This window comes from Maribacter sp., from assembly GCF_039974175.1.
Taxonomy (GTDB): Bacteria; Bacteroidota; Bacteroidia; order Flavobacteriales; family Flavobacteriaceae; genus Maribacter_C.
On sequence record NZ_JBDWJN010000012.1, the window covers coordinates 143532 to 166318 of the forward strand.

The 22787-nt window shown below is 36.4% G+C and carries 20 protein-coding genes; 19 read left to right on the forward strand and 1 reads right to left on the reverse strand.

What is annotated here, in order from left to right; translation table 11 throughout:
* Nucleotides 1-473 precede the first annotated feature (473 nt).
* The 14 genes from ABJN95_RS16885 (at nucleotide 474) to ABJN95_RS16950 (ending at nucleotide 14043) form a co-directional block, all read left to right on the forward strand.
* Entirely contained in the window at nucleotides 474-1682 is a 1209-nt protein-coding gene (locus ABJN95_RS16885) for a site-specific integrase (RefSeq protein ID WP_348372115.1), read from the forward strand.
* Between the two features lie 295 nt (nucleotides 1683-1977).
* Nucleotides 1978-2937, forward strand: a complete 960-nt coding sequence (locus tag ABJN95_RS16890) for a hypothetical protein (RefSeq protein WP_348372117.1) — start codon at nucleotides 1978-1980, stop codon at nucleotides 2935-2937.
* Between the two features lie 21 nt (nucleotides 2938-2958).
* Entirely contained in the window at nucleotides 2959-4551 is a 1593-nt protein-coding gene (locus ABJN95_RS16895; RefSeq protein WP_348372118.1) for a nickel-dependent hydrogenase large subunit, read from the forward strand.
* Between the two features lie 81 nt (nucleotides 4552-4632).
* Nucleotides 4633-5112, forward strand: a complete 480-nt coding sequence (locus tag ABJN95_RS16900) for a hydrogenase maturation protease (RefSeq protein ID WP_348372120.1) — start codon at nucleotides 4633-4635, stop codon at nucleotides 5110-5112.
* The gene (locus ABJN95_RS16905) at nucleotides 5109-5426 is read left to right on the forward strand and encodes a hypothetical protein (protein WP_348372121.1); all 318 of its coding nucleotides are present in this window, start codon (nucleotides 5109-5111) and stop codon (nucleotides 5424-5426) included. Before ABJN95_RS16900 ends, ABJN95_RS16905 begins: the two co-directional genes overlap by 4 nt.
* Before the next feature lie 9 nt (nucleotides 5427-5435).
* On the forward strand, nucleotides 5436-5693 hold the full coding sequence (locus ABJN95_RS16910) for a hypothetical protein (RefSeq protein ID WP_348372123.1): 258 nt from the start codon (nucleotides 5436-5438) through the stop codon (nucleotides 5691-5693).
* Entirely contained in the window at nucleotides 5668-7149 is a 1482-nt protein-coding gene (locus tag ABJN95_RS16915) for a hypothetical protein (protein ID WP_348372125.1), read from the forward strand. The genes ABJN95_RS16910 and ABJN95_RS16915 overlap by 26 nt, the downstream gene beginning before the upstream one ends.
* Nucleotides 7149-7496 (forward strand): hydrogenase maturation nickel metallochaperone HypA, encoded by a 348-nt coding sequence (locus ABJN95_RS16920; protein WP_348372126.1) that lies wholly within the window; start codon nucleotides 7149-7151, stop codon nucleotides 7494-7496. Before ABJN95_RS16915 ends, ABJN95_RS16920 begins: the two co-directional genes overlap by 1 nt.
* 30 nt (nucleotides 7497-7526) lie before the next feature.
* Entirely contained in the window at nucleotides 7527-8222 is a 696-nt protein-coding gene (gene hypB, locus ABJN95_RS16925) for a hydrogenase nickel incorporation protein HypB (protein ID WP_348372128.1), read from the forward strand.
* A 7-nt stretch (nucleotides 8223-8229) separates the two neighbouring features.
* Nucleotides 8230-10491 (forward strand): carbamoyltransferase HypF, encoded by a 2262-nt coding sequence (hypF, locus tag ABJN95_RS16930; RefSeq protein ID WP_348372129.1) that lies wholly within the window; start codon nucleotides 8230-8232, stop codon nucleotides 10489-10491.
* A gap of 3 nt (nucleotides 10492-10494) precedes the next feature.
* Entirely contained in the window at nucleotides 10495-10770 is a 276-nt protein-coding gene (locus tag ABJN95_RS16935; protein WP_348372131.1) for a HypC/HybG/HupF family hydrogenase formation chaperone, read from the forward strand.
* A 10-nt stretch (nucleotides 10771-10780) separates the two neighbouring features.
* Entirely contained in the window at nucleotides 10781-11875 is a 1095-nt protein-coding gene (gene hypD, locus ABJN95_RS16940; RefSeq protein WP_348372133.1) for a hydrogenase formation protein HypD, read from the forward strand.
* Nucleotides 11876-11885: 10 nt separating this feature from the next.
* The gene (gene hypE / locus ABJN95_RS16945; RefSeq protein WP_348372135.1) at nucleotides 11886-12947 is read left to right on the forward strand and encodes a hydrogenase expression/formation protein HypE; all 1062 of its coding nucleotides are present in this window, start codon (nucleotides 11886-11888) and stop codon (nucleotides 12945-12947) included.
* A gap of 1 nt (nucleotide 12948) precedes the next feature.
* Nucleotides 12949-14043 carry a hypothetical protein gene (locus ABJN95_RS16950; protein WP_348372136.1) on the forward strand — a complete coding sequence of 365 codons (1095 nt, stop codon included), beginning with the start codon at nucleotides 12949-12951 and terminating at the stop codon, nucleotides 14041-14043.
* On the opposite strand, the gene ABJN95_RS16955 is transcribed toward ABJN95_RS16950, so the two are convergent.
* Nucleotides 14040-14747, reverse strand: coding sequence for a sulfite exporter TauE/SafE family protein (locus tag ABJN95_RS16955; protein ID WP_348372138.1), 708 nt, complete (start codon nucleotides 14745-14747; stop codon nucleotides 14040-14042). The two genes, ABJN95_RS16950 and ABJN95_RS16955, sit on opposite strands and share 4 nt — an antisense overlap.
* Before the next feature lie 528 nt (nucleotides 14748-15275).
* On the opposite strand from ABJN95_RS16955, the gene ABJN95_RS16960 reads away from it, so the two are divergent.
* From ABJN95_RS16960 to ABJN95_RS16980, 5 genes are all read left to right on the forward strand, one after another.
* Nucleotides 15276-16577, forward strand: coding sequence for a patatin-like phospholipase family protein (locus ABJN95_RS16960; protein ID WP_348372140.1), 1302 nt, complete (start codon nucleotides 15276-15278; stop codon nucleotides 16575-16577).
* A 64-nt stretch (nucleotides 16578-16641) separates the two neighbouring features.
* Nucleotides 16642-17709 carry an MBL fold metallo-hydrolase gene (locus ABJN95_RS16965; RefSeq protein ID WP_348372141.1) on the forward strand — a complete coding sequence of 356 codons (1068 nt, stop codon included), beginning with the start codon at nucleotides 16642-16644 and terminating at the stop codon, nucleotides 17707-17709.
* Nucleotides 17709-19112, forward strand: coding sequence for an ABC-three component system protein (locus tag ABJN95_RS16970; RefSeq protein ID WP_348372143.1), 1404 nt, complete (start codon nucleotides 17709-17711; stop codon nucleotides 19110-19112). Before ABJN95_RS16965 ends, ABJN95_RS16970 begins: the two co-directional genes overlap by 1 nt.
* Nucleotides 19093-19629 carry an ABC-three component system middle component 1 gene (locus ABJN95_RS16975; RefSeq protein ID WP_348372145.1) on the forward strand — a complete coding sequence of 179 codons (537 nt, stop codon included), beginning with the start codon at nucleotides 19093-19095 and terminating at the stop codon, nucleotides 19627-19629. The genes ABJN95_RS16970 and ABJN95_RS16975 overlap by 20 nt, the downstream gene beginning before the upstream one ends.
* Complete coding sequence (locus ABJN95_RS16980) at nucleotides 19626-22784, forward strand: hypothetical protein (protein WP_348372147.1); 3159 nt, start codon at nucleotides 19626-19628, stop codon at nucleotides 22782-22784. The genes ABJN95_RS16975 and ABJN95_RS16980 overlap by 4 nt, the downstream gene beginning before the upstream one ends.
* Nucleotides 22785-22787: the final 3 nt, after the last annotated feature.

Genomic DNA, 22787 nt, shown 5'->3' on the forward strand with positions numbered 1-22787 from the left:
ATATTATACACAAATATAAATTAAAATCTCAAGCTATAGAGACTCTTGTTCAAATCTAGTTTACTACAAATCTATATTTACAGGTCATTTATTTTATTGGCTTGACTTTAGAACGGCACCTCCATATCTTCATTTTTGAAATTTTCTCGAATGTATTCCTTTTCACATTCTAACAAATAGCGCCTCAGTTTTCGTGATAGCTACTTTGAGAAATAAAAGTGAATTGGTCTACCCATCAGAAAAAAGAAAGCCTCTCGATTTCTCAAAAGGCTTGAAATTAAATGTGGTCCCACATGGGCTCGAACCATGGACCCCCTGATTATGAGTCAGAAAGTAATTGTTTTTAATGCTTTCTATTCTTTTCTATTCTCTCCATACTGATTGATTTACAGTTAATTAAGCTTTTATTTAGTTCTATAGAGTTTCTGAAATTTCTATAAATGTTCGACCCATGTTCGACCCAACACTAAATTATGGCTAGTATAAAGTTCAAGCTGAAAAACAAAGAATATGCAAATGGAGAGTATCCAATTGTATTACAAATTATCAAAAATAGAAAGACCAAAATTATAAGTCTTGGCTTCTTTGCTCAACCAAAAAACTGGGATTCTAAGGGAGGTTTATTTAAATCAAACCACTCTAATGCTATTGTTTTAAATACAGCTTTAGAAAAAATTAAGCTTAAAGCCCATTTAATCTTACTCGGATTTGAAGAAGATAATCTCAATTTTACCTTGAAGGAGTTTGAAGACAAATTTAGAACATCATCAAACCAACATCTTTCCGTTTTCGATTTTTGGGAAGAAATTATAACTGAAATGGAAAACTCTAACAGAATCGGAAATGCTAGAGTTAATAAAGAAACTTCGAAGTCCATTAAAAAGTTTTATGGGAGCAACGAATTGACTTTTGGACAAGTTAATGTCAGCTTCCTTGAAAAATATGAAGTCTTTCTAAGGAAAAACGGCGGTTCAAATGGAGGTGTTGGGGTACGAATGAGAGCATTAAGAGCCCTATATAATAATGCTATTCGTAGGGGCCTCATTAAAAAAAGCAAATATCCTTTTATGGATTATAAAATCTCAAAACTGAAAAGTAATCCTTTTAAAAGAGCATTATCAATAGATGTAATTAAGAGAATTGAAGGGTTAAGTAATTTAGAAGCAAATAGATTAATTAATGCGAGGAACTATTTCTTATTCAGCTTCTATACCCGAGGGATGAATTTCGCCGATATGATCCATTTAAAATGGAGTAATATCTCCGAAAACAACATCTATTATACAAGAGCTAAAACGAAGGTTAGTTTTGTTATTAAAATATTACCTCCAATTCAAGATATACTTGAACATTATAAAATTTATGGAAATCAAACAGATTATATATTTCCGATTCTTTTTAGAGAAGATTATACTCCAAATCAAATTCAAAATAGGAAGAAAAAAATGCTGTCAGAATACAACCAAGATCTTAGGCATATTGCGCGGCTTTGCAATATAGATTATGCATTTACCAGTTATGCTGCTCGTCATAGCTTTGCTAATTGTCTAAAACAAAAAGGAATTTCAACGGATATAATTAGTGAATCAATGGGTCATCAAACTCTAACGGTTACTCAGTCTTATCTAAAAACGTTAGGCAATACAACACTTGATGATGCTTGTGAATCACTCTTAGAGTAGAATTCTTTAAACCTTTCTAATTAAAAACAAATATGAATTTTAGAAATTCATGGTAGCAGATACTTACAATTATTCTAACTATTGGATTTTCTTTATACATGCAATCCCTTGATAAAATCGACCTTTAGTAAATTACTCACGAACAAGTAACCAAAATCATGTATTCAATAAAGTTGAGAATATTCTGACGAAGTTATTTAGATATATTCCAAATAGCATAGAATATCATAATATTTTTGTTAAAATTTAACAATATTCTTATTTTAAAGGCTTCCAAAATTAATATCTAAGATTTATGGCAAACGTACTATGGTTACAAGGAGGTGCATGTAGTGGCAACACGATGTCCTTTTTGAATGCCGAAGAACCAACGGTAGTAGAGCTTATTACCGATTTCGGATTAAACATTTTATGGCACCCAACAACCGGTTTACAGATTGGGGACCAAGTTCAAGACTTATTAAGAGATATCCTAGACGGAAAGGTGCAAATGGACATTCTTGTTTTTGAAGGTTCAATAATTCAGGGTCCTAACAATACAGGTACCATGAATTTATTTGCAGATCGTCCGCAGATGGACTGGATCAACGATCTTTCGAAAGTGGCAGGTTATGTGGTCGCCATTGGCGATTGTGCAACATGGGGTGGTATTCCTGCGGTTCCTCCGAACCCTAGTGAATCTACCGGAATGCAATTTCATAAAAAGAATAAGGGTGGTTTCTTAGGAGCCGACTTTGTATCGAAAGGTGGCTTGCCCGTAATCAATATTCCCGGTTGCCCGGCGCACCCCGATTGGATTACACAAATACTTGTAGCGATTTCAGTTGGAAGAATTGGAGATGTACTAATTGATGATTACCATAGACCAAAAACTTTCTTTACTGACTTCGTTCAAGATGGCTGTACCAACGTGACTAATTTTGCACAAAAGGTAGATGGTGGCTTTGGTCGCCGAGGCGGATGTCTCTTCTATGAAGTAGGTTGCAGAGGCCCCATGACACGGGCAAGTTGTAATAATATTCTTTGGAATAGGCAATCGAGTAAGACTCGATCAAATCATCCTTGTTTAGGATGTACCGAGCCAGGTTTTCCGCATAACGACCTTAAAAAGGGAAGTGTTTTGAAAACTATGAAGCACTTAGGGGTATTTCCTAAAGAAGTACCAGAAGGTAGAAGTAAGTTAGCCTATTATATGGAGGCAGGTTTTCAAAAAGTCATGCCTACAAATAAGAGAGTAATGGAAACTTCTAAATAATAGAACCTTAAAGAAAAAGAAATGTCAGTTACAGAATTAAATATATCTCCTGTAGGTCGTGTTGAAGGCGATTTAGATGTGAAAGTCTATATCGACAACGGCAAAGTGACTCGCGCACATACGCAAGCAGCAATGTTTAGGGGTTTCGAGAAAATCATGGCAGGCAAAGACCCACAATCGGGACTCATTGTTACGCCTAGAATTTGTGGTATTTGCGGAGGCTCGCACTTATATTGTGCTTCATCTGCATTGGATACAGCATGGGGAACCAAGTTGACTCCCAACGCACTTTTATTAAGGGCAATTGGTCAAGCTTCGGAAACACTTCAAAGTATTCCAAGATGGTACTATGCAATTTTCGCTACGGATTTGGCAAATAAAAAATACGCCGATAAACCTTTATATAAGGAAGTCGTAAAACGCTGGTCTGCTTATGTTGGAGAAACGTTCCAAAAAGGATTGACCGCAAGTGGATTGCCTGTTCAGATTTATGCCTTGTTTGGTGGTCAATGGCCGCATTCAAGTTATATGGTGCCAGGTGGTGTTATGTGTGCTCCAACCCTAAAAGATATTACAAGAGCGCATGCGATTTTAGCACAGTTCAAAAACGATTGGCTTGAACCAATTTGGTTGGGCTGCTCTATTGAGCGTTATATGGAAATCAAATCTTGGGACGATATGCTGGCCTGGGTAGATGAGAATGAATCACAACGAAATAGTGATTTAGGATTATTGATTCGAGCAGGACTTGAATTCGGATTGGATAAATTCGGGCAAGGTGTTGGAAAATTCTTGGCAACAGGAACATACCTGCATAAAGACATGTACAACAACCCGACGATTGAGGGAAGAAATGCAGCTTTGATTTCATCTAGTGGATTCTTTGATGGTGAAAACTATCATGAGTTTGACCATATGAAAGTGAGCGAGCATGTGAAACATTCTTGGTATGACAATCAGGAAGACGGACTTCACCCTTGGGACGAGCCGCTACCAACTCCTGCAAAATCTCAGACTTTACACGATAGTGATTTTGATGGACAATATAGTTGGGCGAAATCGCCTCGTTATGATGGACATGCTGCTGAAGCAGGGCCGCTAGCGAGAGTGGTAATGAATGCCAACCCAAACAATAAAGAACATCAAATCAGAGACCCTTTATTTGGGGATATCATCAAAAAGCTTGGGCCTAGCGTATTCACTAGAGTATTGGCTAGAGTTCATGAAGCGCCAAGAATCTATAAGTTCATTGAGCAATGGTTATCTGAAATTGATTTAGATGGCGAGTTCTATGTGAAGCCTGTAGAAAAAGACGGTAAAGGTTTCGGTGCTACCGAAGCTGCCCGTGGTGCTTTGGCACATTGGATAGAAATTAAAGATGGTGTTATCAAAAACTACCAAGTAATGGCTCCAACAACATGGAATGTTGGTCCGCAAGATGGTAATGATAATCCTGGGCCTATTGAAACGGCGCTTTTGGGTACAACTATAGAAGACCCTTTAGACCCAGTAGAAGTAGGTATAGTAGCTCGTTCGTTTGACTCATGTCTGGTATGTACCGTACATGCCCATGATGCGGAGAGCGGTGTTGAGCTATCACGATTTAAACTATAACTTCTGACATATAGTTTTATCAAGACTTTCCTGAGGGCAACCTCGGGAAAGTTTTTTACTTTAACTGGAAATTAAAAAGATATGAAGACGGCAATAATGGGATTTGGAAATCCAGTGCGAAGTGATGATGCGGTAGGCATTTATGTGATTGAACAGCTACGTGAAAAACTTCCAGAATCAGAGGATATTAGTATTTTCGATATGGGCACGGCGGCGTTCGAAGTGCTCTTCGGATTAAAAGGTCATGACAAAATAATTTTGGCCGATGCGGTTTTGAATAGCAATGAGCCTGTAGGTACTTTGTTTAAAGTCCCCGCAGAAGAAGTGATGAAAGCTCCTCAAGATGACCCTTTGGTTTTTCTCCATGGAATGAAATGGGATCAAGCCTTATCATATACCAAGAAGATATTACAGGATGATTATCCGGAAGATATTCAAGTGTATTTGGTAGCGATAGAAAACACCAAATTGGAAGTTGATTTGAGTGACATTGTAAAAGAAGCAGGAGACAAAGTGGTACGGTACATTCTGGAAGATTTAAACCTATCGATACCTACGTGAGTGCTAAAATCACCCTGAAGACTTCTCATATTTATTTGGATAATGAATTGATTGAACCCATTTTCGGAGAAATTCATTATGCCTACATCACCTATGTGGAAGAACAGGGAAAAATTCTAATCACGCCCGTTTCAAGTCAATGGTTTGTTAAAATGTATAAGCCGACACAATTTTTATTAAAATCGCGTAACTTAAAAGGAGATAAAACCCTGGCTATTCGTGAAATTTTAATTGACAACGATTTAGATATGACGGATAGGGAATTAGAATATGAAATCATTGAAAAAACGAATCTCATAAAGGTGAGTATTTAGATTAAAACAATGGCGAAACAAGAAAACGACTGGCTTTTAGATGCGGAGGTACAGTACAAAGTAACTCCGGTCAAAGGCCGTTGGGAAGTTTCGCTTATATTTATCAATACTAAAGACCCAAACCAAGTCTTAATTCAAACTATAGGCGATTATCGCACCGAACGACTGGCCGAAATTTATGGCAGAAGCATGCAGCAAACTGCAGCAAAAGACCCAAGGGGCAACCAAAAAGTAGACAAAGATGCTTACGATATTAACAACAACTAATGACCATAACAAAGTTCAAGAGGCTATTGCCTCTGTAGACCGATTAGATGAATTGGTCACTATTACTGAGGATTCAGAGACTATAAAAGACTTAAAAACTTTGGTTGTGGATACTGATGAAATTTCAATTCCGTTGGATTGGTATGATATGGAACCACCATATGCATTTCCCACTACTCCATTTAACAGAGAAAACTTGCTCGCATTAGTATTCTATAAGCTGGGGAATCAACAGAAATCGTTTGAGTTTGTTTCTGAAGAATATCCAATATATCATCACCTTTTGATTGCAACTCATTTGCAATTCGGATATGAGATTTCGACAGGTATGGTCGACTTCTGTTACAATACTTCACCTCATAATCATGCGATTTTAAATTATTATGGGGTTGTTGAAAATCCCTTAAACCACGAAGAACTTAAAAATCTTTTTTCGCATGCAGTTGCTAAAGCTGAAAATGATGAGATAAGAGTATTTTCCGCAAAGCACTATTTGAATTTACTTTTGGATGCTGGTGAACTACAGACAGCTAAAGAATTAGCGGAAGAACAAGCTGCAATTGTCATTTCTGAGGATGCAAAAAACGCTATGAACACCCATTTAGCTGGAGTTCTAATGGCGCAATTACAAGTGCCTTACAGCAATGAAAAACTAGATAAAGTTCATGACTTACAACTACAATCTATTGCGCACTATGAAGCAAAAGGTCAAAAGATACAAGCAGGAATGCTATTAGTCGACGCTGCTGAAGTCGCCAATTTCAAAGAAGATTTTATAGCCTCTAAAGAACTCATTAATAGAGCCATTCAATATTTTAAGCAAGAAGATATCCCCGATTTTTTAGGTGAAGCTGGCTTCAAGAAAGCAATCCTTTTATACACTTGGTCAAAAAATGGGAGTCCGCAATATTACAAAGCTGCTATCAATGCTTTTCAGGATGTGTTGAAAGTATTCAAGCGGGATACCCATCCAAAGAAATTTGCAGATGTACATCACAATTTGGCCTTGATTTATTCTGAAATTCCTGTAGGAGCTGAAGAAAAACCAATGTGGACAGCCTTTTGTGCCTCGTCCTTCAAAGAGGTATTGGCATTTTATACGAAAGACGAATATCCGTATGAGAATGCTATGGCAAGTCATAATTATGCTACTGCATTAATGCATTTTCCTCCTGCAAAAATTCATAATAATTTAGAAAAGGCATCCGGATTATTTGAAGAGGCACTTGAAGTACGCACAGCAGAAGCTTATCCGTTTGAGCGTGCACTAACCCTGATGAATCAATTAGAACTAGGTTGGCTTACCCACAATGAGACTAGTAAGGAGGAGTTAAAAAAGTATGAAGATATGAAGGCGAAAGCTGAGGAAGTTAAAACCTTAGTTTCAGATGTAGGCTTGATAGAACAGGCAGATAAGCACCTTCAAGAATTAGAAAAAGTTAAGAGCTTAATATAATGCATGAAACCTCCATTGTAAATAGTATTATGCGTACCCTTGAACAAGAGTTTGAGGCGGAGAAATTGAATAAAATGAATGCCATTCATCTAAAGGTGGGTATTCTTTCAAATATTGAACCCCGCCTTTTATATAATGCTTATGAAGCATTTCATATGACCAATCCTGGGTATCAACATGTGAAGCTAAAAATTGAAATGACGGATTTAAAAATTCAATGTGAAGTTTGCGACCATATTACCGATGTGCAGAAATACCGATTTATTTGTGATAATTGTGAACGGCCGAGTAAAAATGTGATTCAAGGAGAAGAAATGTTGATTCACAAAGTAGAATTCAACGACTAGCAGGAAGATTGATTAAAAGAAGAAAAGACTATGGTAGATAAATCAACAAAAGCAGCACGGGGTACCGTGCAATGCGAGAACACAAATATCAATTTGCTCAAGGCAAATGATTTTGTTGCGGATATAATTAAGAAGGAGATGGCAAAAACCAAAACCCTTCTCATTAATGTGACGTCCTCCGCTGGTAGTGGCAAGACTACTTTAATGCAAAAAACCGCACAGAAACTAAAGGATAAAATTACCATGGCGGTTATGGTTGGCGATTTGGAAACCGAGCGCGATGCTGACCGTATTCGTGAAACGGGCATTCAAGCCTTGCAAATTGTAACTGGAGGTATTTGTCATCTGGAAGCACAAATGATACATCAAGTACTTGACCAATTCGACCTGGAGAATATCGATTTACTATTCATTGAAAATGTCGGAAATCTAGTTTGCCCGTCTTCTTTTGACTTAGGCGAAGACTACCGGGTAACACTAATGGCAACGACTGAAGGTGATGATAAGCCAAAAAAATATCCAAAAATGTTTTTGACAAGCGATATGATGTTGGTTTCAAAGGCAGATTTATTGCCCTATGTGCCCTTCTCTGTAGAGGCAGTTACCAAAGATGCCCGCGAAGTAAATCATGAATTAGAAGTCATTCAACTTTCAGCACTTTCGGATGAGGGTATTGATGAATGGTGCGATTGGTTGCTTGGAAAAATCCAACAGAAGAAAGGTTAATGTTTAAATGCAACAAACCTTTGAAATCAAAATTTCAGGACAAGTACAAGGGGTGGGCTTCCGCCCTTTTGTGTTTGGTTTAGCAAAACAATTTGAGCTCAATGGTTCTGTTTGCAATAATCAAGATGGCGTATTAATTCATATAAACTCATCAGAAGAAAAAGGGATTATTTTTTTAGAGAAACTACTTAATAACGCTCCCGTAATTTCAATAATTCAATCGCATTCTATTTCAGAAATTCCCTTTCGAGGATATGACGAATTCAGGATTGTTTCTTCGGAAACAAATCATCAAATCAATATTCCATTAACCCCTGATTTCGCGATTTGCGAATCTTGCAAAGAAGATATTAGAGACTTAAGCAACAGACGGTATGGATATGCTTTTACTACTTGTACAAACTGTGGCCCTAGATATGCGGTGACAACAAAATTTCCTTTTGAGCGGGCAAATACAACGGTTTCTGAGTTTGAAATGTGCAATGCATGTCAAACGGAATACGCAAACCCAGATGACAGACGATTTCATTCGCAAACGAATAGCTGCTCAGATTGCGGAATTCAACTCCAATTAAATGATACCGATGGTAGAGAGTTAAATGAAACTCAAAGTAATATTATTAAAAAAGCCGCTACTTTACTTTCAGGTGGAAGCATATTGGCTATAAAAAACACCAATGGTTATTTGCTCTGCTGCGATGCCAACAACAAGGAAGCAATCGAACGATTGCGACAAAAAAAGCAGCGTCCAGCAAAACCTTTTGCACTACTCTATCCATCTATTGAAAAAGTCAAGAAAGATTTTGAAGTAAGCGCGCCGGAGGAAAAAGCACTTACTTCTTCTATTGCACCAATTGTCATCCTAAATCCGAAAAAGACTATTTCTGATTTAGAACAGGAAAGCATTGCTCCCAACTTAAATCAATTGGGCATTATGCTTCCATCATCTGCATTATTAACCCTTTTGATGGACGAACTCAAAACCCCCATTATTGCGACGAGTGGCAACATTCATGGCTCCCCGATTATTTCAGAAAAAGATGATGCCATTGAAAAGTTAATTGGGGTGACAGATTATTTCTTGCATCACGATTTAGCTATTTCTTTTCCGCAAGATGATTCTGTAGTTCGTTTTGCTGGTGACCATCAAATTACACTGAGACGGTCTCGTGGTTTAGCACCAAATTACTTGAACAGCAATCAAACAAACAAAAAGAAAATATTGGCGATGGGTGCGCACTTAAAAAGCACCTTCACGTTTACACCCAATTCGCATTCGTATGTGAGTCCGTATTTCGGGAATTTAGATAGCTATGATGTTTCGGAACGCTATCTGGATAGTATAAAGAAGTACGAAGACCTCTTTGATACCAAAGCGGAAACTATTTTAATAGACAATCATCCGCAGTATCAGAGCAGTATTTTGGGCAGAGAGCTTGCGGAGAAATGGAATACAGAACTCGTTTCAATTCAACATCATAAAGCACATTTTGCAAGCGTGTTGGGAGAACATCAGCTATTTGATTTCGAAGAAAAAATTCTCGGTGTAGTTTGGGATGGCACCGGATTCGGAGAGGACAATGCCATCTGGGGCGGTGAATTTTTTACCTATGACAATAACAAAATAGAGCGATTGACCCATTTCGAATACGTAGATTGGATTGCTGCAGATAAGATGGCTAAAGAACCGCGATTGTCCTTGTTGAGTATGCTTCAAGAAACTGAAAAGGATATCGCAAAAACCAAATTTTCTGAAACAGAGTGGAAAGTTTACACCAAAATGCTGCTAAGCAATTCGTTAAAAACTTCTTCCGTAGGTAGGCTCCTTGATGCGGTTGCTTCCCTATTACTTGATATTGACAATACTTCTTATGAGGGTGAAGCTGCGATGCGTTTAGAAAATGAAGCTAGAAATTATAAAGGTGCGGATTATATTGATTTTTTATGCGGAGTAGAATATCAGACCATCCCCATAAAAACTATAATCCATAACATTCAAAAAGCAATTCTAAATGGCCTTCCAAAAGCACAGATTGCAAATAGCTTTATTCATACTTTGGCTTTGGTCATTATCAAGATAGCTGAGCAAAACAATTTTAGCTGTGTTGCGTGTAGCGGAGGAGTTTTTCAAAATGCAATTTTGGTCGAAAAACTGCTTGAAATGGCTGAAAAGACTCCGATTGAATTAAAATTTAATCGTATATTGTCTAGTAACGATGAGAACATTTCGTTAGGTCAGTTATGGTATCATCAACATATTAAAAATTGAGTTATGTGTTTAGCAATTCCAGGAAAAATTAAGAGTGTTGAAATGCAATACGACGGTAAAGTGCGTATGGCTAAAGTTTTATTTGGAGGTATTACCAAAGAAGCAAGTTTAGAGATGTTACCTGATGCGGATATTGGTGATTATGTTTTGGTTCATGTTGGTGTTGCAATTAGTAAGGTTAACGAAGAAGAAGCACAAAAAACATTTAAATATTTAGAAGAAATAGGTGAATTGGGAGACCTAACCGATGTTGATGAATATTTGCCAAAAACCAATTAAATAAGGCACCATGAAATACATGTCAGAATACCGCGACCCCGAGTTGGCGAAAAAATATTTAGAAGAAATCAAAAACACCGTTTCTCGACCTTGGTCGATTATGGAGGTTTGTGGTGGACAAACACACAGTTTGGTAAAGAATGGTATCATCGAGATGTTACCTGATTCTGTGACCATGATTCACGGCCCTGGTTGTCCGGTTTGTGTAACTCCACTGAACTTAATTGACAAGGCAGTGTATTTGGCGGCTGAAAAAGGCGTTATTCTTTGTTCTTTCGGAGATATGCTACGTGTGCCAGGTTCTCAAAAAAGTCTTTTGGAAGCCAAAGCTGAAGGAGCCGATGTTCGCATTCTATACTCTCCTTTAGAAGCTGTAAAAATTGCAGAAGATAATCCTGATAGAGAAGTTGTTTTCTTTGCTGTTGGATTTGAAACTACAGCTCCAGCCAACGCCTTATCTGTTGTGCACGCGCATCGCAGAGGTGTGAAAAATTATTCCATTTTAGCATCACATGTTTTAGTTCCACCAGCAATAAAGGCGGTGATTGACGATGAAGAAAGTAAGATAGATGGATTTCTAGCTGCAGGTCACGTGTGCACCATAATGGGTAATACAGAATATCACCCTATATCTGCTGAATATAAAGTGCCTATTGTGGTAACTGGTTTTGAGCCGTTAGATGTTCTTCAAGGTATTTTGATGGTCATCCGTCAGTTAGAACAGAGTAAGTCAGAAGTTGAAAACCAATATGCCCGCATTGTTCGTGAAGATGGGAATCCTGATGCACAAAAAGTTATCAATGAGGTTTTTGAAATAAGAAATCAAATGTGGCGTGGTATTGGGGAAATTCCTGAAAGCGGTTATGCCGTTCGAGAAAAGTATGCTGACTTTGATGCAACCAAAAAATATAATGTCACAATTGAGGAGGCACCAGAAAACCCAGATTGTATTTCAGGTCAGATTATGAAAGGGATTAAAAAACCTTTCGAGTGCTCACAATTTGGTAAAACATGTAAACCTACAAATCCACTTGGCGCTCCAATGGTAAGTAGTGAAGGGGCTTGTGCGGCCTACTATCACTTTTCTGGACTAGTGGAGGCTTAATCAGAAATTCATGTCGGAAAACAACAAAATACGCATGCAGCTGCAATGCCCCATGCCTAAACTTGACTTTGATGTCATCACATTAGGTCATGGAAGCGGTGGAGTACTCACCAACAAACTTTTAGATAGTGGTGTTTTCGACCTGCTTAGCAATGATATTCTTGATGAACGCCATGATGGTGCTTTTCTAGAATTGAACGGGAAAACTGCTTTTTCTACGGATAGCTTTTTGGTGTCTCCTATCTTTTTTCCAGGAGGAAATATTGGGGAATTAGCCGTCAACGGAACGGTCAATGACTTGGCCATGTGCGGTGCTACTCCCAAATACCTTTCTTTAAGTTTTATTATTGAAGAAGGACTTCCTGTTAAAGAGTTCTGGGATATTCTAGTAGCTATCAAATTCGCATGTGAAAAAGCAGGTGTACAAATCGTAACGGGAGACACCAAAGTTGTTGAAAAGGGAAAAGGCGATAAGATTTTCGTGAATACTTCAGGGGTTGGACCCATTCATCCCAAGGCAAAAATCAGTGCCAAAAACATTGCTGTAGGTGATAAAATTATTATCAGCGGAAATGTCGCATCCCACGGTATGGCCATTATGTCTGTTCGCGAAGGTTTAGAATTTGATTCTGAAATCCAAAGTGATACTACCAACCTCAATCATACGATACTAAGTTTGATTGAGCAATTTGGTGAAAACCTTCATTTATTAACTGACCCAACTAGAGGCGGAGTTGCGACTGTTCTCAAAGAAATAGCACAATCTTCAGAAATAGGAATTGACTTAATTCAAAGAGATTTTCCCATGGATGAACAAGTAGCAAGCGCATGTGAATTACTAGGCTTAGACCCTTTGTATGTGGCTAATGAAGGATTATTTGTTGCTTTTGTTGCTGAGTCAGAGGCTAATGCTGTTTTAGCAGCTTTACAACAAGATGAAAATGGTAAAAATGCTCATATTATCGGAAGCGTTGTTTCAGGACACCCCAAGCAGGTAATAATGGAAAGTGCTATTGGAGGCAAGCGAGTTATCAGCATGTTGCCAGGAGAACAATTGCCTAGAATCTGTTAGTATGAATTTTGAAACCCTCGGTCCTCACGTTACCAATTCTTATGTTTTTAAGGGTTCTGAAAAGATGCCTTTTTTAGCGCCAAGAGGAGTCTTTACAGCTAACAATCATCTCTTCATTTCTGATACGGGACGTAATCGGGTTTTTATTTGGAATAACATCCCTACTTCAGAATATCAAGAACCCGATGTGGTTCTTGGTCAATTGGAAATTGAAGATACTGGAAGAAATTCAGGAGGTAGCGTTACTGCTAGCACATTGCATTATCCTTCTGGTATATGGAGCAACGGAAAAGTTTTAATTGTTGGAGACGCTTGGAATCATCGTGTGCTTATTTGGAATACCTTACCCACCAAAAATGGGCAAGCAGCTGATGTAGTTTTAGGGCAAGCAGATTTTAAATCGAACCTAACTAATTACAAGGGCATCGGGAATGACCCCTCATCACAGACCTTAAATTGGCCCTACGGTGTCTTCTCGGATGGACAATGTCTCTGGATAGCTGATACAGGAAATCGGAGGATATTGTTCTATAATGAAATTCCCAAATCAAATTTTGCGAAGGCGGACAAAGTAATTGGAAAGCCAGATTTTACAACCCGTGATTATGAGAACAATGAACCCATTTGGCCCTATTCCGTAAAGATTAATTCCAAAAAGCAAATGGTCGTAGCCGATACGCAATTCTATCGCAACCTTATTTGGAACAATGCGGACGAAGCATTTTCAAAACCAGCAGACATTCTTATTGGTCAAACCGATTTTGATGCAAGCGGACAAAACCAATTTGGCTTATTCCCTTCTTCAAAATCATTAAATTGGACGTATGACGCCTGTTTCTATAAAGATGGATTGCTGGTGAACGATACAGGAAACAGTAGAATATTGTGGTTTGATAAAATTCCGACAAATCATAATGTGCAAGCTACAGCGGTCATCGGAAAACGAGATTTCAAAACTGGAAGTGAAAACAAGGAAACATTAAATGGTACTTCAAGCTCATTATATTGGCCTTTTTCAATCACTACAGATGAAAATAACCTCATAATCGCCGACACCGGAAATCACCGAGTTGTTATTACCGAGCTGAAAGTTTAGAAGCTTAAATACAACCAATATATCCCAATTGCAATTGCGAAAATCCCTCCCGAGAGACGAATAGTTCTAAAAAGAGATTTATTGTTTCGTTCTTTAGAATAGTTCGCAATTTTTCCCAATAAGAAAGTGTAAATGGTCATGGCCAAAACAGTCCCCAAGCCAAAGCCAACGATGTATTGAATACTGTCAAATTGATTTTCAAATCCTAAAACAGGAAGTAATAAAATGAAATGAGCAATTCCCGCTAGGCCATGTAGAACACCAATCCCAAAAGAAGACCAAAGATTTTGTTTGACTTTCTTATCGTGCGCATGCGAATGTTCTAGTTTGCTTTTATCATGCTCGTGTTCATGCACATGAATATAGGGTTCTTCTCCATCATGCACATGCGGATGTTTGTGGTTTTTACTTTTGTAAAAGATGCTGAATAAAGCCCATAGACCGACGGCAATTAGAACAACTCCAACTAGTTGCTCACTATATTCCGAAATTTTTTCAAGTGGGATGTATTCTCTAAATAAAAGAAAAAGCAATCCAATGAGGAGCATTCCAATCAGATGTCCAAATCCCCAAAACAAACCTATTTTCCATACTTTGCGTCTAGTTTCTATAGCCAAAGGAGTAACAGCAGCCAAATGGTCTGGCCCTGATACTACATGTAATACTGAGGCAGCAACACCTGCTAACAAAGGAAAATTAATCATTGATTTTATTAAAGGCACAATGTAATAAAATTCCACATTATTATGGATTTTATAGAACGGCGGTTTTATGTGACAAAAATTTACGAGTATTAAACTTTCTCTTGAAGTGTCTTAAATACAGTCTTTTTTAGTCTTTCATAGGACACTTTTGAACTCTTTACAAAAAGCGGATTTTGTGAAGAGTTTTACTTTTTTGAGGTCTATTTCAGAGAGTTCAATTACAATTCTGAAAACATCTTAGAAAGGTGTAATGTAAAGAGTCTTATTCAATTTATTTGGTCAAGAAGCTTCAAGGTTTTAAAGCATCGTTATTCTAAAAAGAATAGAAAGAAATTTCTTATTGATTATGTTTGATAAAAAGTTATTTTAGTAACAAATTCTTACAACCAAAAAAAGCCAGTCTTCAGTTGACATGATTCAATCAGTAGTGGTTACATAATCATTTACCTTTTTTTGTTGCCAATATTAGGGAATGGACAGTGCTTTTTCGAGTAAGATAAAATAAGTGATACTTATTAAAAACTCATAATGATAAACAATAAAAAATTTGGATTAAGTTTAAGTGGTGGAGGTTATAGGGCAATGGTTTATCATTTAGGAACTTTCAAAAAATTAAAAGAGCTAAACTTGCTAGATAAAGTAGACGTCATTTCTTCAAATTCAGGAGGTTCAATCACAGGAGCGACATATGCATTGCATCTGAAAAATTATAATGAATTTGAAAAAATAATATTGCACGGTGCTAAGCGAAGTGTTATTAAGTTCACATTGACTTCTTTAAGGATTTTGATTCCTACAATACTCTTTTTTGGCTTAATAATTGGAAGTATTTGGCTACTATTTAGGGGACTAGATTTATTTGGTTTGTTGGGAATATTAAGCTTTATGTTACTGATTCTGTTTTTTCAGTTCAGGGTATTTCCATTAAGCGCCATGAATGAAAGAGCATACAATAGATTTTTTCTTAAAAACGCACTACTTTCAGATATTTCTCCTGATGTAGAATTAGCAATAAACTCCACAAATCTAGAAACAGGAAGACTTTTTGTATTCAATAACACTAGTATGGGTGATTCAAAATATACCTACGATGAAGAATTACCCCAAATAAATTATAAAGCATCTAATTTTCCATTAGCTCGGGCGGTGGCGGCTTCTACAGCTGTTCCAGGTGTTTTTACACCCGTTAGAATCAAAAAGAAGTTTTATAATAACCAAGAAGACTATAAGCTTATCAAACCTAGACTTGTAGATGGTGGCGTTTATGACAACCAAGGGCTGCATAAATTGACTCAAACATCCAGTAAATATGGCTGTTATCACATTTTAGTTAGTGATGCTGGTAATGAAATGCCCTTCAAAAACAAATATTGGAACTCTTTTGCCTTACTGTTTAGGACCTCAAACGTTTTTATGAATCGAATTAAGAATTTACAAATGGCTCATGAGCTATTTCAAGTTGGGACACATCAAGAGCATGAGGTAGCCTATCAATCTTTAGGGTGGAATTTTGAGGAATCAATACCTGAGTTTATCAAAGCTTTAAAAAAGGGACAAATAAAAGAACATGTCTGGAAATCGCACGACATTACTGATGCTGATATTGACACAAAAAAATGGGAAGTAATAAAAAACAAATTAAAAATAAGCGTTGATTATTCTACAATTATTAAAGAGCTACAACCCGACACTGAGCTGAAGCTTGCTAGAAACGTTGGAACTAACCTTGTTTCATTAACCGATAATCAAATAAATGCACTTATTTCACATGCTTCTATTATGACTGAAATTCAGTTGAAGCTTTACTGTCCAAGTTTTTTTGTTTCCTAATCTTCGAATCTTAATAGTTTATGGATTAGGAAAAAAATATGCGATCACCAATATAAAATGAATTATGAAAATTAAATTTTTAAAATCTGGAAACGGAGATGCCATTGTAATAAGCGTTACTGATGAGAACGGGCAACCTAAGAATATTCTAGTGGATGGCGGTAGAGAAGCTACCTATTTTGACAGAATAAGAAGAAAGGGCATATTAAAAAAAGAAATAGACGCCATTAAACTTAAAAATGAAGTCATTGATTTACTAATTCTATCTCACATAGATAATGATCATATTGAAGGGTTACTGAAGTGGTTTGAGCTCGACAAGAATGCACCAAAATTTATAAATGAAGTTTGGTTCAACTCAGGCGAATTAATTGCCAGTAGTCTTAACAAATCAAAAAACCAAGACTTAAACATATTCTTAGCAGATGGCTCAAATGTGTTTACCGGTGTTGACGAAGGTATAGAGTTTCAAGAATTTTTAAAAAAGCATGGCTTATCCCAAGATAGCTTAATTAAAAAAGGTTACCGCTGGGAAGGCCATGGATTATCTTTTGATATACTTACCCCTACTCAGAAGCAGTTGGAAGATTTGCTTGAACTCTACCACGAAGATACAGGTGATATAAAATATACTGCTGCAAAAAATGACTGGTCAACAAATCTGAGCGACATTATTTCAGCAGAGAACAAACCATCATTTCGTTTTAGACAAGATAGAAGTGAGAAAAATGGGAGTAGTATTACAAGTTTAGTGACTTACAAAAACAAGAGATTTTTACTGTTAGCCGATTCACATCCAAAGGCAGTATGCAATGCACTAAAAGACTTAGGGTATACAGAGGAAAATCCTGTAAGGGTAGAGTTTATGCAAGTATCTCATCATGGTAGTAAGGCAAATAATAATAAGGAACTTTTTGATTTGATAGACACTGAAAACTACATTATAAGCACAGATAGTACTGGTCATGGTCATCCACATAAGATTACAATCGCTAGAATAGCGGCAAAAAATCCAAACGCAACTATTTATTCAAATTATGAAGTAGTAGTAGATAATCTTCTTACGGAACAAGACAAAGCTGAATTTCCAGATCTCGAAGTCAAACTAATTTCAGAGTTTAACATAAAATAATGAGCGCGAATAATTTAAAAAGGCATACCGTAAAAATTGGTTCTGGAAGTGGATGTGTTTTTCAGCCTATGGATGATACGAGTACTTATATACTTACCGCTAAGCACCTTTTTCAAAATGAAAATCAAGAGACTAAGCAGTTAGAATATGTTGGCGACAATACCGAAACATCGCTGACATTTTTAGAATATGATGGCGATAGTTGGGATGATGCTACTGAAACATTTACGGTTCAGCTTGGTGAAAATTATTTTCCACATCAAAATGCAGACGCTGCTATTCTAAAAATCTCTTATCGTAAAGGCTTCGAAAACATCCATATCAGGAAAAAACGCTTAGAAAATTACTACTGGCTTTGTGGTTTTCCTGGTAGGCTTCAGCATCAAGATGGTATAGGGAATGATTACTCTAGCTTTATGATTGCAAATTTTAAACAGTCGGGTAATTTCTTTGACGTTGCAAAATTAAATAATGATATTCTAACGAAACAAGACATCGAAGGTACTTCGGGCGGTGGTATTATGACTTTTGATGGATTATCAAATATTTTCGTGACGGGGATTCAAAGCAGAATGGCAACTGATGTGGACCTACCTTTTGGTGAGGTTGGGTTTGTGCCAATAAAATATTTTGAAGAAATTGTTGAAGAGTATTACGCAGATGGTAGACTTGCGAGACTGTTACCGGTTTTCTTAAAATCATTTGTGTCACTTATTGGCGAAACATTCCAAATGGGTAAGGCGCCTTTACATAAAGAAGAAGCCGCACTTTCAGGGCTTCTAACAGCAAAGGCTCAATTAATACGGGAAAGCGATTTAACACCATTGGGCTTGAAGAGTTTCATGGGTGATAAGCGTCTTTTGATAAATTATAAAGATAACATTGAGCTTCGACGCAAAAAAGTATGGACTTTTTGGTTAGAGTTACTAGTTATTTTGAATATTGCAAAAGACAAGGTGCATAACACTGCAGATTTGAAAGTTCTAACTCAAAAAATTAGGTTTTTCTATTCCAATACGGATAGTTATTTCCTTGATGAGCATTTACAGGATTTATGGAAAATAGACTATACAAATTTGGAGGATGGTGGTCTTGTAGTATTTACGTCTAACAAACAGAGCCAAAACCCAAAAACAAAAGGCATTCATAAACTATGTGATATTGTTCCAGATATATCTTCTACAGCGCGCATCGAATTTACAAATATGCAAAATGAAGCATTGGCATCTGGGTTAATAGATATTGCTGAAGTTCGAGAGTTCCCATTTGACCGCTTTAAATATGCAAGTATCTCAACTTTTAAAGAAGATGCAGCTCTTGCCCTAAATGAAAACTTCGTGAATATGAAACCAGTGGATTGTTATCCATTACTAAAAGAATTGTATGAAGGACTCTTATCATAATATCACAGCTACATTTAAAGAAGACTTTTCAAGGGTAGTTTTGGAAAAGAGAATTGTCGATTTAGAAAAAGGCAAGGCTCACTGTCTTCTATTAAAAATACCAGATGAAAATTTTTTACTAGATAACTGGAAGCGCATCACAAACAGTGTAGCATTGAATTATCAAAATCATCTTGAAACGAGTTTTGAGAAATGGAACATATATTTATTCTTTTTGATGTCTGAAGCACTAGAAGATATGAATCTAAAATATACAATTGAAAATAATACTTTTTCTAGCCGTAAAATAGTGGAAGAAGCTGGGATTTCAGCCGAGGACCTAATCAAAAAACATGTCAATAATGAGTTGACTTTAGAGGATAATGAGATTAGAACCGAGTCAGTTGACTACTCGTATAATCCTCTAATTTATAATGTGCTAAAGGACAAAAAGATAAAGAAAAAGAATATTTTGCCCGAGCAATTAAATCTGGCTTATGACGAATTAATAACAAAATTTAGAGAAGAAGAGGAATGAAATTCAATTCAGTAGAGATATCTGGTTTTAGGATATATGACCATCCAGAGGATGCTAACTTCAATTTTGTAACAGAAGATGGCGAAACCGCAGATTTCGTTTCGCTGTTCGCGCCTAATGGTTTTGGCAAGACATCATTCTATGATGCGGTTGAGTGGGCCGTAACTAATAACATAGAGCGTTTTTGGGTAAATAGTTACAACACCAAGAGCTCACTGTCAATGCTCAGACAGTTGAATCCAAAGCAAATTAAACTTCTAAAAAACTACAATACTACCAATGACGTGTGGGTAAAGATTATGGATTCAAACAATGAAGAATTCCAAAATCGAGATCTTAAAGTCCCAGGTCAAAGGCATTATGACATCAATAAAGATGGACAAGGTAAGGAAAATGTAGATTTTTTGAGTGTCATTCTATCTCAAGAATGGATTTCGAGATTTTTAAAGGAGGCCAATGGACATCTACGATATCAAAAATTTATGGAAAGTAATCCAAGTCTCAACAAAATTGACTTGTACTACCAAAATGTTATTGCGCTTTCCAATGCCAATGATAGAAATATAGCATCCATTGAAAAGAATATTACAGAGTTTCAGGAAAGAATTAAAGAAACTTCAGAAGAAGATTTGTTAACTACCATAAACAACCAGATAGACAATGTCAACAAGTTTGAGCTCAGTGTGGCCCTTAACAAAATTGAAGTCGTCACTACCAAAAAAGAAATAACCGATTTTCGAGATGCGCTGTCAGATATTATTGCCGATGATTCCGAGGTGAACAGGTTAGAAAAATTGTTATCGCACATAACTTTAGCGCAGAACGGCACCACCGATTTTCTTTCGTGTAAGCAATACTTTGAAGCCATAAAAAACTTAACTGCTGTTGTAAAACAAAAAAAAGCAATAAATAACAACCTACTCGATTTCAAAAAACTCGAAGCCACAAATAATGAAATTGACCAAAAAGAAAAGTCAAAAGTTGAAAAGACAGTACAGTTAAAAGAACTGAGGGATATTCAAAAATTAGTTCCTGCTTTTAATGAAGCATTGTCAAAAATCATATCAAAAAATGAACTTAAGAATAAACATCAAGAACAACTAAAAAAACTTAAAACTGATATTGAAGAAAGCAATCGGCAACTAATAGAAGATGAAGGCGCAAGCAAAAAGTTTGAAAGGCAACGTCTCGAAGTCACTGAAGGATTAGGTAAAATTCCTCAACTCAAGAAAAATCTTGCCGCCCTTGAAAAAACAATAAAGAGTTTAAATGAAAAACTAGATTCTCAACGTACGAAGACTGCCAAGTCCCAAACTTCGTATTCTAAGTTTGAAGTTGAAATAGATGAGTTGGTAAAGGTTATTCAAGAATTTGATTTAGGGCAATATTCTGAAATCAGCCTTGGGAAAAACCAAGAACAAATCAAGAATCTTAAACTACTTGAAACTCTTGAAGAAGAAGGATTGCAGCTTAAGAAAGAGTTAAAGTCCGTGCAACAAAGTATAGACTCACAAGAATCACTGAATAAATCATTGAATGAGTTCATCGCCTCTGGTCTTGACATTGTTAACGAGCAAGAAACCAATACCTGTCCACTCTGCGAACAAGCGTATGAGAATTACCAAACTTTAGCAGATAGGGTTATGAACAATGATGCCCTTTCAGCTTCAATAAAATCGCTGTTGGAAGAACGCACAAAAAAGCAGAATGAAATAGACAATAATCGTGATTCAAAGAATAAACCCTCCGAAGAAATTCAGCAATTCTATACCGATAGACTTGATGATTTGCAAAGTCAGTTAAAACTTTTGGGTGAGCTGAAAGAAGATGACCAAAATCTGCTTAATGAAATCACCAAGCAGTTGAATACAGAAAGTGAAAAGCTTCTGGATTTGAAATCCGATTTTCAGGAAGATACCATAGATGCATTTGAGAAAGGGATGAAGATAGAATTGGATGTTATTCTGGCTTCTAAAAAATCCAGTGAAGAACAAATTGTCAAAAACGAAATAGTCCACCAAAAATTAGAGTCTGACAGGAATGAACTTTCAGGTAAGATTACGCTTTTAGATAGGGAAATTAAGGAGTTGAGAAATGATAAAGACTATAACAAAGTTGATGAATGGTTGGACTTCAATAAACAAAGCAAAGAAAATTTAGTCGATTTTTTCAATTCTAAAGTTGGCAATAACGAGGATGAGTCTAAGGCTTTGGATGATGCACTTGCTAATCTCCAGAATGATTTAAAAGCGTTAACTGAGAAACTCAAAAAACTAAAAGAAAAACAACTGAAGGAAGACTTGACAGAGATTGATAGCAAACTTCAGGAAATGGAATCCCTAATCTCGATATATCAGAATCATCTCAAAGAAAATCTATCCATATCTCCAGAAGGTTTAACGAGTGAAGTTTTAAATAGTACTCTGAAGGATAAGGGAATTGAAATGAAAGATAAATTGGGACAATATCAAAAATCTATTATTGAAATCAAGAAGCTTAAAGGATACTCTGAAAACATCGTGCCCTATCTGCAATCTGAGCAGGCAAAGTTAAAATTGGCTATATCGAAGGAAGAATTGAAATTTTTGAAAGATAGAGTCAAAGAATCTCTTGGTGCTGAGATTGAAAAGACTAAGAGCCATTTGGACGAGAGAATCAAAGCGTTCTTCTATGAAAATTTGATAAATGAGATTTATAGTAAGATTGACCCTCATCCAAGCTTTAAAAAGGTAGAATTCATAGTTACATTTGACAATGAAAACCCAAGTTTGGATGTTATTTTAAAAGGGAGTCAAGATGATAACAGTGAAGATAATATTATACCAAATCTCTATTTTAGTACAGCTCAGATAAATATTTTGAGCCTGAGTATTTTTCTTGCCTCCGCCCTTAATTCCAAAACTTATGACTGTATTTTTATAGATGATCCTATTCAGTCAATGGATAGTATAAATGTACTTTCGACTATAGATTTGTTGAGGAGTATCGTGGTAAACAATAAAAAACAAATTATTTTGTCTACACACGACGAGAATTTTCACAATCTTCTAAAAATGAAGATTCCTTCTAAACTTTTTAAATCAAAATTTTTAGAATTAGAGAGTTTTGGAAAATTAAAATCAAGTCCACCAACTAACACCGCGGTGATGGCGTAATCT

Coding starts and splice junctions, on each gene's coding strand:
- ABJN95_RS16885 (WP_348372115.1), top strand. CDS start 474: ATGGCTAGTATAAAGTTCAAGCTGAAAAACAAAGAATATGCAAATGGA.
- ABJN95_RS16890 (WP_348372117.1), top strand. CDS start 1,978: ATGGCAAACGTACTATGGTTACAAGGAGGTGCATGTAGTGGCAACACG.
- ABJN95_RS16895 (WP_348372118.1), top strand. CDS start 2,959: ATGTCAGTTACAGAATTAAATATATCTCCTGTAGGTCGTGTTGAAGGC.
- ABJN95_RS16900 (WP_348372120.1), top strand. CDS start 4,633: ATGAAGACGGCAATAATGGGATTTGGAAATCCAGTGCGAAGTGATGAT.
- ABJN95_RS16910 (WP_348372123.1), top strand. CDS start 5,436: ATGGCGAAACAAGAAAACGACTGGCTTTTAGATGCGGAGGTACAGTAC.
- ABJN95_RS16915 (WP_348372125.1), top strand. CDS start 5,668: ATGCTTACGATATTAACAACAACTAATGACCATAACAAAGTTCAAGAG.
- ABJN95_RS16920 (WP_348372126.1), top strand. CDS start 7,149: ATGCATGAAACCTCCATTGTAAATAGTATTATGCGTACCCTTGAACAA.
- hypB (WP_348372128.1), top strand. CDS start 7,527: ATGGTAGATAAATCAACAAAAGCAGCACGGGGTACCGTGCAATGCGAG.
- hypF (WP_348372129.1), top strand. CDS start 8,230: ATGCAACAAACCTTTGAAATCAAAATTTCAGGACAAGTACAAGGGGTG.
- ABJN95_RS16935 (WP_348372131.1), top strand. CDS start 10,495: ATGTGTTTAGCAATTCCAGGAAAAATTAAGAGTGTTGAAATGCAATAC.
- hypD (WP_348372133.1), top strand. CDS start 10,781: ATGAAATACATGTCAGAATACCGCGACCCCGAGTTGGCGAAAAAATAT.
- hypE (WP_348372135.1), top strand. CDS start 11,886: ATGTCGGAAAACAACAAAATACGCATGCAGCTGCAATGCCCCATGCCT.
- ABJN95_RS16950 (WP_348372136.1), top strand. CDS start 12,949: ATGAATTTTGAAACCCTCGGTCCTCACGTTACCAATTCTTATGTTTTT.
- ABJN95_RS16955 (WP_348372138.1), bottom strand. CDS start 14,747: ATGATTAATTTTCCTTTGTTAGCAGGTGTTGCTGCCTCAGTATTACAT.
- ABJN95_RS16960 (WP_348372140.1), top strand. CDS start 15,276: ATGATAAACAATAAAAAATTTGGATTAAGTTTAAGTGGTGGAGGTTAT.
- ABJN95_RS16965 (WP_348372141.1), top strand. CDS start 16,642: ATGAAAATTAAATTTTTAAAATCTGGAAACGGAGATGCCATTGTAATA.
- ABJN95_RS16970 (WP_348372143.1), top strand. CDS start 17,709: ATGAGCGCGAATAATTTAAAAAGGCATACCGTAAAAATTGGTTCTGGA.
- ABJN95_RS16975 (WP_348372145.1), top strand. CDS start 19,093: ATGAAGGACTCTTATCATAATATCACAGCTACATTTAAAGAAGACTTT.
- ABJN95_RS16980 (WP_348372147.1), top strand. CDS start 19,626: ATGAAATTCAATTCAGTAGAGATATCTGGTTTTAGGATATATGACCAT.